This is a genomic window from Arthrobacter sp. CAN_A6 (assembly GCF_015751715.1).
GTDB lineage: Bacteria > Actinomycetota > Actinomycetes > Actinomycetales > Micrococcaceae > Arthrobacter_D.
The window spans coordinates 651,841-667,638 of record NZ_JADOUV010000001.1 but is presented as its reverse complement, the minus strand read 5'-3'; the positions used below and the strand labels follow the sequence as shown (position 1 = coordinate 667,638).

General features: G+C 66.4%; 15 protein-coding genes. 6 read left to right on the top strand and 9 right to left on the bottom strand.

Annotated elements, in window-relative coordinates; all coding sequences use genetic code 11:
• Positions 1-102: 102 nt before the first annotated feature.
• Positions 103-1,164 (top strand): glutamyl-tRNA reductase, encoded by a 1,062-nt coding sequence (locus tag IWX75_RS03320; protein WP_196820790.1) that lies wholly within the window; start codon positions 103-105, stop codon positions 1,162-1,164.
• Between the two features lie 17 nt (positions 1,165-1,181).
• On the opposite strand, the gene IWX75_RS03315 is transcribed toward IWX75_RS03320, so the two are convergent.
• Genes IWX75_RS03315 through pdhA form a run of 3 tightly spaced genes read right to left on the bottom strand, consistent with a single transcriptional unit; the run spans position 1,182 to position 4,929 of the window.
• The gene (locus IWX75_RS03315; RefSeq protein ID WP_196820789.1) at positions 1,182-2,726 is read right to left on the bottom strand and encodes a dihydrolipoamide acetyltransferase family protein; all 1,545 of its coding nucleotides are present in this window, start codon (positions 2,724-2,726) and stop codon (positions 1,182-1,184) included.
• Positions 2,723-3,781 carry an alpha-ketoacid dehydrogenase subunit beta gene (locus IWX75_RS03310; RefSeq protein WP_196820788.1) on the bottom strand — a complete coding sequence of 353 codons (1,059 nt, stop codon included), beginning with the start codon at positions 3,779-3,781 and terminating at the stop codon, positions 2,723-2,725. Before IWX75_RS03310 ends, IWX75_RS03315 begins: the two co-directional genes overlap by 4 nt.
• Positions 3,778-4,929 carry a pyruvate dehydrogenase (acetyl-transferring) E1 component subunit alpha gene (gene pdhA, locus IWX75_RS03305; protein ID WP_196820787.1) on the bottom strand — a complete coding sequence of 384 codons (1,152 nt, stop codon included), beginning with the start codon at positions 4,927-4,929 and terminating at the stop codon, positions 3,778-3,780. Before pdhA ends, IWX75_RS03310 begins: the two co-directional genes overlap by 4 nt.
• 204 nt (positions 4,930-5,133) lie before the next feature.
• Between pdhA and IWX75_RS03300 the strand changes: the two genes are divergently transcribed.
• The gene (locus tag IWX75_RS03300; protein ID WP_196820786.1) at positions 5,134-5,577 is read left to right on the top strand and encodes an Lrp/AsnC family transcriptional regulator; all 444 of its coding nucleotides are present in this window, start codon (positions 5,134-5,136) and stop codon (positions 5,575-5,577) included.
• Between the two features lie 8 nt (positions 5,578-5,585).
• On the opposite strand, the gene IWX75_RS03295 is transcribed toward IWX75_RS03300, so the two are convergent.
• From IWX75_RS03295 to paaA, 6 genes are all read right to left on the bottom strand, one after another.
• On the bottom strand, positions 5,586-6,353 hold the full coding sequence (locus IWX75_RS03295) for an enoyl-CoA hydratase/isomerase family protein (protein ID WP_196820869.1): 768 nt from the start codon (positions 6,351-6,353) through the stop codon (positions 5,586-5,588).
• Positions 6,354-6,387: 34 nt separating this feature from the next.
• Positions 6,388-7,548 (bottom strand): 1,2-phenylacetyl-CoA epoxidase subunit PaaE, encoded by a 1,161-nt coding sequence (gene paaE, locus IWX75_RS03290; RefSeq protein WP_196820785.1) that lies wholly within the window; start codon positions 7,546-7,548, stop codon positions 6,388-6,390.
• Positions 7,549-8,097, bottom strand: a complete 549-nt coding sequence (gene paaD, locus IWX75_RS03285; RefSeq protein WP_442858943.1) for a 1,2-phenylacetyl-CoA epoxidase subunit PaaD — start codon at positions 8,095-8,097, stop codon at positions 7,549-7,551.
• Entirely contained in the window at positions 8,094-8,918 is an 825-nt protein-coding gene (gene paaC / locus IWX75_RS03280) for a 1,2-phenylacetyl-CoA epoxidase subunit PaaC (RefSeq protein ID WP_196820784.1), read from the bottom strand. The genes paaD and paaC overlap by 4 nt, the downstream gene beginning before the upstream one ends.
• Positions 8,915-9,166, bottom strand: a complete 252-nt coding sequence (gene paaB, locus IWX75_RS03275; RefSeq protein WP_442858946.1) for a 1,2-phenylacetyl-CoA epoxidase subunit PaaB — start codon at positions 9,164-9,166, stop codon at positions 8,915-8,917. The genes paaC and paaB overlap by 4 nt, the downstream gene beginning before the upstream one ends.
• Positions 9,167-9,263: 97 nt before the next feature.
• The gene (gene paaA, locus IWX75_RS03270; RefSeq protein WP_334684067.1) at positions 9,264-10,238 is read right to left on the bottom strand and encodes a 1,2-phenylacetyl-CoA epoxidase subunit PaaA; all 975 of its coding nucleotides are present in this window, start codon (positions 10,236-10,238) and stop codon (positions 9,264-9,266) included.
• A 301-nt stretch (positions 10,239-10,539) separates the two neighbouring features.
• Between paaA and IWX75_RS17615 the strand changes: the two genes are divergently transcribed.
• The 4 genes from IWX75_RS17615 (at position 10,540) to paaK (ending at position 15,768) form a co-directional block, all read left to right on the top strand.
• Positions 10,540-11,475, top strand: coding sequence for an endonuclease domain-containing protein (locus IWX75_RS17615; RefSeq protein ID WP_334684066.1), 936 nt, complete (start codon positions 10,540-10,542; stop codon positions 11,473-11,475).
• Positions 11,476-11,639: 164 nt separating this feature from the next.
• The gene (locus IWX75_RS03260) at positions 11,640-13,826 is read left to right on the top strand and encodes a S9 family peptidase (RefSeq protein ID WP_196820781.1); all 2,187 of its coding nucleotides are present in this window, start codon (positions 11,640-11,642) and stop codon (positions 13,824-13,826) included.
• A gap of 110 nt (positions 13,827-13,936) precedes the next feature.
• Entirely contained in the window at positions 13,937-14,443 is a 507-nt protein-coding gene (locus IWX75_RS03255; RefSeq protein WP_196820780.1) for a hotdog fold thioesterase, read from the top strand.
• Positions 14,440-15,768 (top strand): phenylacetate--CoA ligase PaaK, encoded by a 1,329-nt coding sequence (paaK, locus tag IWX75_RS03250; RefSeq protein ID WP_196820779.1) that lies wholly within the window; start codon positions 14,440-14,442, stop codon positions 15,766-15,768. The genes IWX75_RS03255 and paaK overlap by 4 nt, the downstream gene beginning before the upstream one ends.
• The last annotated feature ends 30 nt before the right edge of the window (positions 15,769-15,798 follow it).

Below are 15,798 nucleotides of genomic sequence, written 5' to 3'. Positions count from 1 at the left end.
CCTCAAGGATTCCCGAAGGTTGTTGAGCGACCCTATGCGTACGAGTTATGGCTGCTGCTCGATACCGAGCAGGTGTCGGCAGCTCTCGCAAGGAGAACAATTGTGTCCGAAACATCCCACTACACGGACCCGGAGGTTCATCCGGCGCAGGATGGCTCCGTCTTCCTGGCGCAGGTACGGCCGTTTCGGGGTACCGACGCTGAGATCACGTCCCTCCTCCAAGCCGTCTCATCCCAGATCACCAAGGATCTGCTGACCACGAGCTCCGCCGTCATCGGAGCCGTGATCCTGGCGACGTGCAACCGCTTCGAGATCTACTGCGAAACCTCGCCCTCCTCAACGGCCCGAATCGCCTGTTCCGAAACCCTTGGGTCCGTCAGCCATTGCACGGGTATCGCTCTGCTCCCCCTCTCCTCACTCTTTGCCTACAGCTTCGGGCTGTCCGTCACGCAGCACCTGTTCACCGTCGGAGCCGACCTTGATTCGGCGGGCGGAGGCGAACGCGAAATGTCCACCGAGGTTCGCAAGGCCCTGACCCTGGCCCAGGCGGCGGGCACGGCCAGCGCGCAATTGGTCCGCCTGTTTCAGGCGGCGTCGCGCACGGCGGACGAAGTGGAAGCCTGGGTGGACCGGTGCAGCACGGGATCTTCGATTGCCGCGGTGGCCCTCGACATCGCGACCGGCTTCCCACGCCCCGCCCTCTCCGACGCCTGCGTGGTGGTCCTGGGCACCGGAAACCTGGCGGGCTGCGTCATGGAACTGCTCAAGAGCCGGGACTGCTCGGCGATCTGCGTCTTCTCCTGGTCCGGCCGGGCCGAAGCTTTCACGACCCAGAGGGGCGGGACGGCGTTAGGAATCCGCGAACTGCCCGCGGCGATGGCGCGGGCAGACATCCTTATCGGATGCAGCGGTGCGGGAGCCCCCGTCACCGAACACGTCCTTTCGCTCTCACGGCGACGATCAGGAAAGGCCCTGATCGTCCTCGACCTTGCGCTCGGCCACGATTTCGAACCACAGGTGGCGGAGATTCCCGGCGTCGAGCTGATCACCCTTGAGACGGTGCAGCTCGCTGCCCCTGCAACCGACCTGGAGGTGGTGCGGCATGCACACGCCCTTGTTCAACAGGCAGCGCACCAGTTCGAGAAACAAGCCAGTTCGAGTTGATGGTCCAGCTCGCCGGGCTACAGGTCGGCGAGCACGCTCCCCGGGTTCTCCATGGCATCTGCGACGTAACGGAGGAAACCTCCGGCGGTTCCCCCGTCACACACGCGGTGATCGAAGGTCAGCGTCAGTTCCGTCACCTTGCGGACGGCCAGTACGCCGTCCACGACCCACGGGCGGTCGATGATCCTGCCGACTCCGAGGATGGCCGATTCCGGGAAGTTGATGATGGCCGCACTGCCGTCCACCCCGAAAACGCCGTAGTTGTTGAGGGTGAACGTCCCGGAAGTGAGGTCCGCGGGCGTCGCCTTGCCCTCGCGCGCAAGGGCGGCGAGCCGTCGGATCTCGACGTCGAGCTCCCGTGTGTTCATCCGGTCGGCGTTCCTGACACTCGGCACCAGGAGACCCCGGTCCGTCTGTGCAGCCAGCCCCAGATTCACCCCTGCCACCCGGAGGATCTCCTGTGAGCCGTCATCAAGGGTATTGATGCGCGTATTCAGTTCGGGGTACCGGGCAAGCCCCGCCACCACGAACCGGGCAATGAAGGCGAGCAGGCCCGGCGCGGACTCCGCCCCGCGCATCTTCAGTTGGGCCCGCAACTCGACGAGAGCCGTGACGTCCGCGTCCACCCACACTGTTGCCTCGGGTATTTCCCGCCGGCTGCGGGACATCGTGTCCGCCACGGTCTTCCGCACGCCGCGCAACGGGGTCCGGTCGAGCACCGGCAGCCCGGAGCGCGGATCGGTCCCAGGAACAGATGCTCCCACCTCGGGTGACGAAGGGCTCGTTTCCGGCGCAGCAACGCTCGCTGCAGGCGGGGAGGACGACGGCGGTCCTGCCTGGGCGGCCGACGCTGCCTCGACGTCGCGGCGGAGGATCAGCCCATCCGGGCCGCTGCCGGGGATATTGCCCAGCGTCAGTCCTGCCTCCCGGGCAGCCTTCCGGACCAGCGGCGAGACACACAGCACCGCGCGCCGGACGGCGATTCCGTCTTCGCCGCGGTCGGCTGATCCGCCGGCGGCTGAGGCACCGGCAACGGGTTCACGAACGGCCTGCCCACTTTCCTGCCGCGACGGGAACGTTTCGGTTCTGCGTTTCCTGGTGCGGCCCCCGGTCAATCCGCCCGGTGTCCCGTAACCGATCAGGACGTTCCCCGAACCGCTTTCCGCCTCGGGCACCGGCGCCTGATCGAGCGCAGCCGTCGGGGAGATTCCTGCACGCTCCTCCGAGCGGTACGCCTCGGCTGCGGCAGCGGCTTCGACCGCGGAACCGTGCACGTCGGGCGTCGCCGTCTCCGCCGTGCCAGGGGCGCGCACCGAGATCAGTGGCGCTCCCACGTCGAGCGTTTCCCCCGGAGTTCCGTGCAGCACGGCCACCGTTCCGGCGAAGCGTGAGGGTACCTCGACCACCGATTTGGCGGTTTCCACCTCGGCGATGGCCTGGTCCACAACCACCTCGTCGCCCTCCTTGACGAGCCAGGCCACGAGCTCGGCCTCGGTGAGGCCCTCGCCGAGATCAGGGAGGTTGAACACCAGCAGGGCCGGTGTCAGTGCTTCGGCACTCATGGTCGGTCCTCCCACTGCAGGGCGTCGACGGCATCGAGAATGCGGTCGACGCTCGGCAGGTAATAGGATTCGAGCTTCGGGGAAGGGTAGGGGATGTCGAAGCCCGTGACGCGCAGCACCGGCGCCGCAAGCGAATGGAAGCAGCGTTCCTGGACGCGTGCCACGATTTCCGAGGCAACGGAGGCAAAGCCCGGCGCTTCGGCGATCACGACGGCGCGGCCTGTCCTGCGGACACTCTCGCATACTGTCTCGTCGTCGAACGGAACGATCGAGCGGACGTCGATCACCTCGAGGGAACGCCCTTCCTCTGCTGCCGCGGCTGCAGCAGCCAGGGCCGTGGGAACCGACGGGCCATAGGCGATCAACGTGGCGTCCGTGCCCGCCCTTGCAACGACAGCACTGCCGATGGACCGGGGCCCGGCCTGCTCGTCGAAGGTCCGGCGGAGCTCGTCCAGGTCGAGCGTCTCCTTCGACCAGTACAGCTTCTTCGGTTCGAGGAACACCACGGGGTCGGACAGCGCGATCGCCTCACGCAGCATCAGATAGGCATCGCGGACGGTTGCCGGGGCAAGGACCGTGAGGCCCGGGGTGTGGGCGTAGTAGGCCTCCGAGGAGTCGCAGTGGTGCTCCACTCCCCCGATCCCGCCGGCGTAGGGGATGCGGATGACCATCGGGAGGAGGACCTTGCCCTTGGTCCGGTTGGGGATCTTCGCGACATGGCTGACCACCTGCTCGAAGGCGGGATAGGCGAAGGCGTCGAACTGCATCTCGACGACGGGGCGCATTCCGTTCATCGCCATGCCGATGGCCATGCCCATGATGCCTGCCTCGGCCAATGGCGTATCGAAGCAGCGTTCTTCGCCGAAACGCGCCGTAAGTCCGTCGGTGACGCGGAAGACGCCTCCCAGCGGGCCGACGTCCTCGCCGAACATCAGGACCGAGGCGTCGGCCTCCATGGCATCGGCAAGGGCCGCGTTCAGCGCCTTGGCGAAGGTGACCGGGGCTGCAGTGGAACCGGGAGCGGAGCCTGCCGTGCGCTCGGCGATCTGGGTCATGATGGAATTTCCTCGCGGGTCAGTTCCTCGCGGAGCATTTCGGCCTGCTCGCGCAGCTGGGAAGTCTTCTGGGAGTAGACATAGGCGAAGAGGTCCTGCGGATTCACCTCGACCTCCTTGTTGAGCCCGTCGCGGATCGAGGCGGCAAGCCCCTCGGCCTCCGCTGCGAGCCTGGCCTCGGCGTCGTCGTCGAGCAGGTTCAGGCTCCGCAGGTAGGTCCGCATGCGGCTCAGCGGATCCTTCGGAATCCACTTGTCGACGTCGGCGGCCGAGCGGTACCTCGTGGCGTCGTCGGCGTTGGTGTGTGCCTGCATCCGGTAGGTGTGGGCCTCGACGAGGGAGGGGCCGCCGCCGACGCGTGCCCGGGATACTGCGGCGCCAAGGACCGACAGCAGCGCGGCGACGTCGTTGCCGTCCACGCGCTCGCCGGGCATGCCGTAACCGATCCCCTTGTGTGCCAGGGACGGCGCGACCGACTGGTTCTTCAACGGCACCGAAATGGCGTATTCATTGTTCTGGACGAAGAAGACCACAGGGACATGGAACACTGCCGCGAAGTTGAGTGCCTCGTGGAAGTCGCCCTCGCTCGTGGCGCCGTCACCGCACATGGCGAGCACCACGGTGTTCTCGCCGCGCAGCTTGGCCGCATGGGCAACACCGACGGCGTGCAGCAATTGGGTCGCGAGCGGCGTGGCCTGTGTGGCGACGTTGTGTTCGTAGGGGTCGTAGCCGGAGTGCCAGTCGCCACGTAGCAGGGTCAGCACCTCAAGCGGGTCGACCCCGCGCGTGATGACGGCCACGGTGTCGCGGTAGGTGGGGAACAGCCAGTCCTGCTTCCCGAGCACGACGGCGGCAGCCACCTGGCATGCCTCCTGCCCATGGGAGGACGGGTACACCGCCATCCGTCCCTGCCGGACGAGGGCGTTGGCCTGGTCGTTGACCCTGCGGCCGGTGACCAGGCGGGCATAGGCTCGGACCAGTTCGTCGCCGTCGGGCAGCGGATAGCGGTCATCGTGCTGGTGAATGCCGGAGGGATCGATCAGCTGCACCGGGCTCGACGACGGCAGGAGGGCCGCCTCGGGGTTGCCGCCGCGGCGCTCGCCGTCCTTCGTCGGACTGTCGAAGTGCCGATTTGCGGGGATAGTCATTCTTCGCCTCCATTGGCCGCCCGGTCAGCGGCTCGATGTCCTGGAACACGGCAACGGCTTATGGATGCTGTGTCACCCCAAGTATCGCTTTCACCGCGAATCGTCGCCACAAGTCGATAAAAGTGTGGATGTAATTGCCAAATTGGACTAATCTTGGAGACGAAGAGATCGTGTGAGCTGGATTACGGCGGAGAGTGTGGACACGTGGTGGAAAGAGCACTGGATGAGGTGGACCGGAAGATCCTGGCGGAGCTCACACGCGATGCCCGGCAGTCGGTGACTGCGGTGGCGGACAACGTCCATATCTCCCGCGCGCATGCCTACTCCCGTATCGCCAAGCTGACCGACGACGGCGTCATCACGCGGTTCACCGCGATCATCGACCCTGCGAAGGCCGGCCTCAAATCCTCCGCGTATGTCACGCTCAAGGTCCGGCAACACGCTTGGCGTGAACTTCGGGAGAAGCTGCGGGAGGTCCCGGAGATTCACCATATCGCCCTGGTCGGCGGGGACTTCGACGTTCTTCTCCTGGTGCGCGCCGAGGACAACGTGGGTCTCCGGCGTGTCATCTTCGATCAGCTGCAGTCCATGCCCGGCGTGCTCGATACCCAGACCTTCCTGGTGTTCGAGGACCTTGACACCCGGTAGTCGCAACCTCAGCCGGTAAAGGTCGGTTTGCGCTTCTGCTGGAAGGCGGCGAAACCCTCCGCGTAGTCGGCGGTCTTGCTGAGTGCGCCCTGTGCAGCGTTCTCCTGCGCCAGCGCTTCCCACAGGCCGAGCCGCTGGTCCCGGATCGCTGACACGAGTTTTTTCGATTCCCGGAAGGCGGCGGTGGCACCATCGACAACCGCATGGACACGACGCCGGGTGAAATCGAGCAGGTCCACAGCTGGGACGGATCGGCTGAACAGGCCGCCCGCCACGGCTTCCGCCCCGCTCATGAGCTCCGCGGTGTACACCAGATCCAGTGTCCGGTGCGCACCCAGCCGCTCCGTGAACAGCCAGTGCCCCCCGGAATCCAGGGTGGCTCCGAGGTTCGCGAAGGGCGAGCCGATCTTCGCGTTGTCCGCCACGTAGACGACATCAGTGGCCACGAGGAGCCCCAGACCGACGCCGAGGCAAGCGCCCTGCGCCGCGGCGAAGGTGGGAGCGGGAAACGCGGCGATCTTTCGCAGCAACGGCGTGACGCGCCCGTCGAGGTATCCCCCGGCGTCGTCGTCCCGGGCATCGACACCGGAGATGTCGCGCCCTGCGCAGAACGCCCGGCCCTCCCCGCGCAGCAGCAGTGCGCGTACCGACCCCTTGGCGGCGTCGTCGAAAGCGGCCGACAGATCGGCCAACGCGCGGTCGTCGAGCGCATTCAGCTTGTGGGGTGCGTCGAGCACGATCTCGACAACGCCGTCGTAGATCTCGAGGCTGATCATGCTGTCAGCAGTACTTGTCGTCATGTCAGCGTTCCTAGGCGTCGTAGTCGACGGTGACGGTGTCGCTCGTGGGGCGGGCCTGGCACGTCAGGACGTAACCATTCTCCACCTCATCGGGTTCGAGCGCATAGTTTTCTGCCATGTCCACGGTTCCGGAGACAACTTTCGCCCGGCAGGTTCCACAGACGCCGCCGGCGCAGGCGAAGGGCACGTCCGGACGCACGCGCAGCGCGGCGTTGAGGATGGATTCCCGTGCGTGGGTGGGGCTCTTGACTTCGCCCTGCAGTCCGTCGAGGTTGAAGGAGATGGTGAAATTCTCACCGTCCTCCGCTGCCCGCACCGGTCTTCCGGTCTGACCCTCGGGCCTGTTCGGCTCACCCGTCGAGAACAGTTCGAACCGGATTTTTTCCGCCGGAACACCGCGCCCGGCGAGCGTGTCGCGGCACAGCTGCACGAGGTCGAAGGGCCCGCAGAGGAACCACTCATCCACCTCGTCGGTGCGGATCACGCTCCCCAGCAGGGTCTCGAGCTTGTCCGCGTCGATGCGTCCGGTCAGCAGGGGTGAAATCCGCTGCTCACGCGAGAGTACGTGGTGTACCGCGAAGCGCGCGGGGTAGCGATCCTTCAGGTCGGCGAGTTCCTCGAGGAACATCACGTCCATCGCAGCACGGTTGGCATAGATCAGGTCGAACCGGACGGTCGCGTTGGCTGCGAGTACCGTCCGGGCGATGGCGATGACGGGAGTGATCCCGGACCCCGCCGCCACGGCGGCGAAGGAGGTCTGCGTCGCGGTGTCGATCTGCCGGGGGTCGTTGACTTCCGTCAGTTCGTGCTTCGAGATGAACTGGCCCATGGGGCTCATGACGTCGAGGCTGTCGCCGGCCTTCAGCGACTCGTTGGCCCACACCGAGAAGATCCCGCCGAGGTCACGCTTGATCGCCACCCTGATCTCGCCGGGCTTCGGCTCGGCGCAGATCGAGTAGCTGCGGCGCACTTCCTTCGGTTCGCCGTCGACGTCGAGCGTGGTGCGCAGCGCGACGTACTGGCCGGGGAGGTAATCGTATCGATCGGCAAACGCGGCCGGCACCGCGAAGGCGACTTCGACGGCGTCGTCGGTGAGGCGGCGAACCTCGGACACCGTCAGCGGATTGAATGCCGTCCGCCGCTTGTTCGTGGGGGCGAGGACTACTGCCATCTACAACACCTTGAAGTAATCGAAGGGCTCCCGGCAGTCCTGGCACACGTAGAGCGCCTTGCAGGACGTGGAGCCGAAGCGGGTGAGCTCGCGCGTGTTGAGCGAGGCGCACTGGGGGCACTTCACGCTGAGACCGATCCTCACCGGACCGGCGGCAGCCTTCCCCGTGGGAGGAGCGATGCCGTACTCGTTGAGTTTCGCCTTACCGGCGTCGGTCATCCAGTCGGTGGTCCACGCCGGAGCCAGCTCGATGCTCACGCTGACGTCGTCGTACCCGCGGAGCTTCAGGGCCGAGGTGACGTCGTCGCGGATCGCGTCCATCGCCGGGCATCCCGAGTAGGTGGGTGTGATGACCACCGTTGCTTTCCCACCCGGACCCGCACCCGCGGCACGAAGCACACCGAGGTCCTCGATGGTGAGCACGGGGATCTCGGGGTCGCAGATCTCCGCGGCGATGTCCCACACCCGGGCGTCGTCGTCGTTCGCCGGCCGGCTGGCGGTGTTGGTTCCGGTGCTGGTTCCGGCGCTGGTTCCGGTGGCCACCGTCACCAGGAAGCTCCGGGGTGCTCGCGTGCCAGGACCTGCATTTCGGCAAGGATATAGCCCAGGTGCTCGCTGTGACGGCCCTGACGGCCCCCGCCCACGGCCTGCGGGACGGACGGGACCTCGAGTTCGGCCTCGGAGAGCGCGGTTCCGACCGCCGCGTCGAACGCCGCCTGGAGTGAGCTCGGACGGACCGCGGCGTCCCCCAGTGCGTCGACCGGCGCGTAGTCGGTGAACAGCTCCCCCACATAGGGCCAGGTGAGCTTCAGTCCGGCCTCCATGCGGCGCCGTGATTCCTCGGTTCCGAGGGCGAGCCGCAGGATCCACTGGGCACTGTGGTCGCGGTGGTAGTCCACCTCCTTCACCGCCTTGGCAGCGATAGCCGCAAGGGTCGCATCAGTGGAATGCACCAGTCGTGAGTACAACTCCCACTGGTAATGCGAGACCACGAACTGGCGCGCGATGGTCCGGGCGAAGTCGCCGTTCGGCTGTTCGAACAGGTGGGCCGAGCGGAACTCCGGTTCCCGGCGGAAGTAGGCGAGGTCGTCCTCGGTCCTGCCCGACGCATGGCCGGCGTACGTGAGGAAGGACCGCGCGTGGCCGATCAGGTCGAGCCCGATGTTTGCGAGCGCCACGTCCTCCTCGAGCTCCGGCGCCCGTGAGATCCACCAGCCCAGCCGCTGCGCCAGGATCAGCGAATCGTCGCCGAGCCACAGGGCGTATTCGGCGACGTCGGCGGTCGGTCTGGCATCCGATGCGGCAATGTCTTCGGGGCGCAGGGCGTTGCCGGGGGTGATCCGCGTGGCGCTGGCGCTTGATTCGCTCACAGGTGCTTCACTCCCTCGCTCTTCGTGTAGTAGGTGGCGTGGCGGTAATCCTTGCCCTGGGGGGACTCGAAGAACTGCCCTTTCGCGTCCGGATCGCTGGTGATGATCGACGACGACGGCACCACCCACAGACTGACGCCCTCGTTGCGCCGGGTATAGAGATCACGGGCATTTCGCACCGCCATGTCGGCATCAGGCGCATGGAGAGATCCCGCATGGACGTGCGAGAGGCCTCGCGAGGACCGCACGAAAACCTCCCAGAGCGGCCAGCCCTGGCGTTTTTCCGAAAGCCCCGTGCTGGGGGCCGTTGCGCCGTCGTCGCCCGTCGTCGATCCTCCGGTCACGCTAGGCCGCCTTCACTGACGCGGCGCGCGCGGCGGCCTGCTTGTCGGCGTAGGCCGCTGCGGCTTCCCGCACCCACGCGCCCTCTTCGTGTGCTTCACGGCGACGCTCCATGCGCTGTGCATTACAGGGTCCGCGGCCGGCCAGGACTTCGGCGAACTCATTCCAGTCCAGCGGGCCGTGCTCCCACTTCTGCGTTTCCTCATCGAAACGTACTTCCGCGTCGGGGAGGGTCAAGCCGAGTGCCTTCACCTGCTCCACCATCATTCCCACGAAACGGGCGCGCAGCTCATCGTTGGAGAAGCGCTTGATGTTCCAGGCCATGGACTGCTTGGAGTTGGGCGAATCGTCGTCGGGCGGGCCGAACATCATCAGCGACGGCGCGTACCAGCGGTTCACGGCGTCCTGCGCCATCTCGCGCTGTGCCGGGGTTCCGTTCGCCAGCTCGAGCAGGATCTCGAAGCCCTGGCGCTGGTGGAAGGACTCCTCCTTGCAGACGCGCACCATCGCGCGGCCGTACGGACCGTAGGAGGCGCGGCAGAGGGGTACCTGGTTGCAGATCGCCGCGCCGTCGACGAGCCAGCCGATCGCCCCGATGTCGGCCCACGTGGGAACCGGATAGTTGAAGATGCTCGAGTACCGTGCCTTGCCGGCGATCAGGTCCTCGGTCATCTTGTCCCGGGGTGTGCCAAGGGTCTCCGCGGCCGAGTACAGGTAGAGGCCGTGGCCCGCCTCGTCCTGGACCTTGGCCATCAGGATCGCCTTGCGCTTGAGTGAGGGTGCCCGCGTGATCCAGTTGGCCTCGGGCTGCATGCCGATGATCTCGGAGTGGGCATGCTGGGAGATCTGGCGTGTGAGGGACTTCCGGTACGCCTCCGGCATCCAGTCACGCGGCTCGATGCGCGAGTCCCGGGCGATCAGGTCATTGAAGAGCTGCTCGCCTGCTTCGATCTGCTCAACCGGTGCGGTTGTCGCCACGATGGTCACCTCACTGTGCTGGAACGACGCCGGAAATAATTACCGACCGTTCGTTCAGGATATCCAGAGCAGGCGGTGGCAGTCAACAGGATGGCACCAGGCTTCACCGCTTCCCGCCCCCCTACCCCCAGCTGATTAAGCACCTATGGCTGCCATTTCCGGGATTTGCCAGCCATAAGTGCAGAATCAGTGGGGGGCCGCTTACCCAACAGGCACGACGTCGGCATCACCCTGGGCCTGGTTGTCGCCGACGCTGTGGATAACCGTCCCGCACGTCCGCCGAAGCGCAACAATCGGGAACATGCGCCCACCAGCTCCGCTCCCGATGCACCTCGCCGGTCGGTCCTTCACCTCCTCGGAAGCCACCGCGTCCGGCGTTTCCCGGGCGAGGAGCCGCGCCGCTGACCTGGTGACCGAGAGCCGGGGGATTCGCAGACCGGCACTGAGCACGGAATCCCTGCTCGACGCCGTCGCACCCTATGCAGCGCTGACGCCGCTCGGCACGATCAGCCACACCACTGCCGCGCTCCTCCTGGGCATCCCCATCCCGTGGCGGCTGCAGGACGAGACCGCTGTCCACCTCACCCGGCCTCCGGGGGCGACGGCCGCCCGCCGCAGGAACGCCGTCGGCCATCAGCGGCGGCTCGACGCAAGTGAGCGGACCGTCATGGACGGCATCGCGGTGACGTCTCCGGCAAGGACCTGGCTCGACCTGGCCGCAACCCTGTCCATGGAGGATCTGGTGATTGCCGGCGACTACCTCGTCAGCGCGCACAATCGGCACTTCGGACCGAAGCGGATTCCTCTTGTACCACTCGGCGAGCTGCGCGAATATCTGGAATCCAAGCACAAGATTCGCGGCGTCATCCGTGCAAGGGAAGCTCTAGAGCTTCTGCGAATCGGCGTGGACTCCCCTCCCGAAACGAGGCTGCGCCTGCTGCTGCACGATGCGGGGCTGCCCGAATTCACACCGAACTTCCCCATCGAAGGCTCGAACGGCTCCCCGCCGGTGTGGGTTGACCTAGGCTGCCTCCGCTTCAGGACCTGCGTCGAGTACGAGGGCGCGCACCACCTCACCCCTGAGAAGCAGGCGTCCGACCGGGTCCGCGACACGCTGACCGCCGAACGGGGCTGGCTGCAGGTGAAGATCTACGCGGGAGACCTGTCCCGGGGTCCATCCTGGGTGGCGTCCCGGGTGGTCCCGGCATTACGGCGGAACGGCCGGACCCCTCGCTGACGGAACGGCCGGACCCCTCGCTGATTAAGCACTTGTGGCGGGCATTCTCGGGAAATAGCCGCCACAAGTGCTTAATCAGCGAGGGGTGGGGGTGGCGGGAGCAGCCGGGGGCGGCTGAAAGGCCGGGAGCGGTGGGGTGAATGCGTTCTGGCAAGATGGAGCCCATGACTGCTGAGACCCACTTCGACACAGCGCCGACTCCTCCTCCCGCGAAAAAGATGCCCGTCGAGCGGACCCACCACGGGGACTTGTTCGTGGACAACTACGAGTGGCTTCGGGAGAAGGAGAGCCGCGGGGTCGTGGAACATCTCACCGCCGAGAACGCCTACACCGACGCCGTTACCTCCGGGCAGGAGCAGCTGCGCCAGGACATCTTCAACGAGATCAGGAACCGCACCCAGGAAACGGATCTTTCGGTTCCCGCCCGCAAGAAGGGTTGGTGGTACTACTCCCGCACCGAGGAGGGGAAGCAGTACGGCATCCAGTGCCGGGTCGCCGCGACGGACACCGGCAACCTCGATGCTGACTGGACACCGCCCGAGGTGGTTCCCGGCGAACCGGTACCGGGCGAGCAGATCATGCTCGACGGCAATGTCGAAGCCGAAGGCAAACCGTTCTTCTCCCTCGGCGGGCTGGCCGTCAGCGAGGACGGCTCGCTCCTTGCCTACTGCGAGGACAACGCGGGCGACGAACGCTTCACCCTGCGCGTCAAGGACCTCGCCTCCGGCGCCCTCCTTCCCGATGAGATTCCCAACGTCTTCTACGGCGTTGCCTTCTCCCCCGACGGTCGCCGCCTCTTCTACACCGTCGTCGACGATTCGTGGCGTCCTTTCCAGGTGCGGGCGCACACCCTCGGCACGCCTGTGAGCGACGACGCCGTCCTCTACCAGGACGACGACGTCGCCATGTGGACCGGTTTCGAGCTGTCCGCCGACCGCTCCCAGCTCCTCATCAGCAGTGGCTGCTCGGAGTACAGCGAGTACCACGCGCTGGATCTGACGGATCCCGACGCCGTCCTCAAAATGCTCATCTCCCGCGATGAGCATGTGCTCTACGAGGCCGAGCCGGTGACGATCGACGGCGCACCCTCCTACCTCCTGACACACAACCGCCACGCGAAGAACTCGATGGTCAGCCTGGTCGAGGCCCCGGAGCTGGCCAAGCCGCTCGCGGAGCAGCTATGGAGGACCGTGGTGCACCACGACGACGCCGTCCGGGTCAACGGAATCGCCGTGACGTCCACCCATCTGGTGCTTTCCGTCCGGAAGGACACCACCGACCGCGTCCAGGTGCTCCCGCTGGCCGGGCTCGGCACCGCAGGGCAGCCGGCTCCCGTCGAACCGGCATTCGATGAGCAGCTCTTCACCAGCAGCCTGGCCAACGCCGAGTTCGAGTCCCCGATCATCAGGCTGTCCTACACGTCCTTCCTGACGCCGCCGCGCATCTACGACTACGTCCTCGCCACGGGCGCCCTGGCGCTCCGGAAGGAGACCGAGGTGCGAGGGGATTACGACGCCGGCCACTACGTCGCGGAGCGCTGGTGGGCGCCGGCCGCGGACGGGACGTCCATTCCCCTCTCCGTCATCCGGCGCTCGGACCTCGTACAGGACGGCACGAACCCCGCCCTGATCTACGCCTACGGCAGCTATGAGATCAGCGTGGATCCGAGCTTTTCGATCGCCCGCCTGTCCCTGCTGGACCGCGGCATCATCTTCGTCGTCGCCCATGTCCGGGGCGGCGGCGAGATGGGCCGCACCTGGTACGAACAGGGCAAGAAGCTGCACAAGAAGAACACCTTCACCGACTTCGTCGATGCCACCAGCTATCTCGCAGAATCCGGCTGGATCGACCAGGAAAGGATCGCGGCAATGGGCGGGTCGGCGGGAGGCCTCCTGATGGGCGCTGTCACGAACCTCGCCCCAGAGAAATACCGGGCCGTGGTGGCGCAGGTTCCCTTCGTGGATGCGTTGACCACCATTCTCGACCCGGAGCTACCGTTGTCGGCCCTGGAGTGGGAGGAATGGGGTAACCCGATCACGGAACCCGATGTGTACCGGTATATGAAGGACTACACGCCGTACGAGAATATCCGCGCCGTGGAATATCCCCGGATCGCCGCAGTGACCAGCTTCAACGACACGCGGGTGCTGTACGTGGAGCCGGCGAAATGGGTTGCGGCGCTGCGGGAGAAGACCACCGGTCCCGAACCGATCGTCCTCAAGACCGAGATGGACGGCGGCCACGGCGGGGCAAGCGGACGCTACTCGCGGTGGAAGGACGTGGCATGGGACTACGCCTTCGCCGCTGATGCCCTCGGCGCCACGGAATTGCGCCCGCGCTCCACCTCCTAGCAGTCCTCCCGATGCCGACCCCGAACGCAGCTGCCGACGCGGCGCTTGACACCCACCGCGTCGGCAGTATTACCTAATGAACATTCGGTAACTAATTCTGGAAGGCGATCATGGTGGACAGCGACGTCCCTTTTCCCCCGTCGGGGCTTGCGTCCGACAAGAAGCCTCACCATCGGCTCCTGACGGACGACCGCGCGTCGGCCTGGTTGGGGATCGAGCTCGCCGCCACGGGGAACGGCACGTCGCAGGTCACCATGCGGGTCCGCACCGAAATGCTCAACGGCTTCGGCATGGTCCACGGCGGCATGATCTTCGCGTTCGCCGACTCGGCCTTCGCCCTCGCCTGCAATTCGGCAGCGCCACGCGAGGACGGCACCGAAACCGGCGAGCGCACTGTCGCCGCGGGCGCAGACATCTCGTTCCTCTCCCCCGCCTACGACGGCGAGCTGCTGACCGCCGTCGCCACGCGCCGCGCGTCAGCAGGACGCAGCGGCCTCTACGACATCACCGTCACAGCGGACGACGGCGGGACGCACCGGCCGGTCGCGGAATTTCGCGGCCGATCGCGCACCATCCCCGCAGCCCGCCGACCCTCTCCCGCGAAGGACGCGTCATGACCCTCAAAGCATCCCCGGCGCACCCGGACACGCTGGACCCCGAGGAACACTACAGCCGGGACCGCATCGAGTCCCTCCAGCTCGAGCGGCTGCAGGCCACCGTCGCGCACGCCTATGCCAACGTGGAGCTCTACCGACGAAAGTTCGACGACGCAGGGGTTCATCCCACCGACCTGGTGGATCTCGCGGACCTCGCGAAGTTCCCCTTCACCACGAAGGAGGATCTCAGGCAGACCTATCCGTTCGGCATGTTCGCCGTACCCCAGGAGCGGGTTGCGCGGATCCATGCGTCCTCGGGAACCACGGGCCGCCCTACCGTCGTCGGCTACACCGCCGGCGACATCGATCGCTGGGCCACCCTCGTGGCGCGCTCCCTCCGGGCCTCCGGGGTGAAGACCGGATGGAAGGTCCACAATGCCTACGGTTACGGCCTCTTCACCGGTGGTCTCGGTGCACACTACGGGGCCGAGAAACTCGGGTGCACGGTGATTCCCATGTCGGGAGGACAGACCGAGCGCCAGGTGCAGCTCATCCAGGACTTCGAACCGGACGCCATCCTCGCGACCCCCACCTATCTCCTGACCATCCTCGACGCCATGGTGTCGGCAGGAATCGATCCGCGGTCGACCTCGCTCAAGACGGCGGTGCTGGGAGCCGAGCCCTGGACGCTGGAGATGAGGCAGGAACTCGAGGCGCGCATGGGCTTCGACGCCTGCGACATCTATGGACTGTCCGAGGTGATGGGGCCCGGTGTCGCTGGCGAATGCGTCGAGTCGAAGGACGGATCCTCCATCTGGGAGGACCATTTCCGCCCCGAGATCGTCGATCCGTTCACCGACGCCGTGCTGGACGACGGCGAGCACGGTGAGCTGGTCTTCACCTCGCTCACCAAGGAAGCCCTGCCCATCATCCGCTACCGCACCCATGACCTCACACGGCTGCTGCCCGGCACTGCGCGGCCCGGGATGCGACGGATGGGAAGGATCACCGGCCGGAGCGACGACATGATCATCCTGCGCGGCGTGAATCTCTTCCCCACGCAGATCGAGGAACTCGTCCTGCGGATTCCGGCGCTGAGCCCCCACTTCCAGCTCGAGCTCACGCGCCCCGAAGGCCAGCGCATGGACCAGCTGAACGTCCGCGTGGAGCCACGGGAAGGGGCACACCCCGACGATGCTGCGAAAGCAGCGGAGCAGTTGCGCGAGCAGATCAAGATCCACATCGGATCGAGTTGCTCGGTGACCATCGTCGAGTTGAATTCACTGGTGCGCTCCAGCGGGAAACTCAAGCGGGTCTACGACCTCCGGCCCAAGTCCCCTGCGTGACCAACCGGCGCTGACCGAACGTTCGTGCAA

Bases quoted from the DNA above. Each gene is read 5' to 3' on its own strand.
- IWX75_RS03315 (WP_196820789.1), bottom strand. From the start codon at position 2,726: ATGAGTGCCGAAGCACTGACACCGGCCCTGCTGGTGTTCAACCTCCCT.
- IWX75_RS03295 (WP_196820869.1), bottom strand. From the start codon at position 6,353: ATGATCAGCCTCGAGATCTACGACGGCGTTGTCGAGATCGTGCTCGAC.
- paaK (WP_196820779.1), top strand. From the start codon at position 14,440: ATGACCCTCAAAGCATCCCCGGCGCACCCGGACACGCTGGACCCCGAG.
- IWX75_RS17615 (WP_334684066.1), top strand. From the start codon at position 10,540: ATGCGCCCACCAGCTCCGCTCCCGATGCACCTCGCCGGTCGGTCCTTC.
- pdhA (WP_196820787.1), bottom strand. From the start codon at position 4,929: ATGACTATCCCCGCAAATCGGCACTTCGACAGTCCGACGAAGGACGGC.
- IWX75_RS03255 (WP_196820780.1), top strand. From the start codon at position 13,937: ATGGTGGACAGCGACGTCCCTTTTCCCCCGTCGGGGCTTGCGTCCGAC.
- IWX75_RS03310 (WP_196820788.1), bottom strand. From the start codon at position 3,781: ATGACCCAGATCGCCGAGCGCACGGCAGGCTCCGCTCCCGGTTCCACT.
- IWX75_RS03260 (WP_196820781.1), top strand. From the start codon at position 11,640: ATGACTGCTGAGACCCACTTCGACACAGCGCCGACTCCTCCTCCCGCG.
- paaE (WP_196820785.1), bottom strand. From the start codon at position 7,548: ATGGCAGTAGTCCTCGCCCCCACGAACAAGCGGCGGACGGCATTCAAT.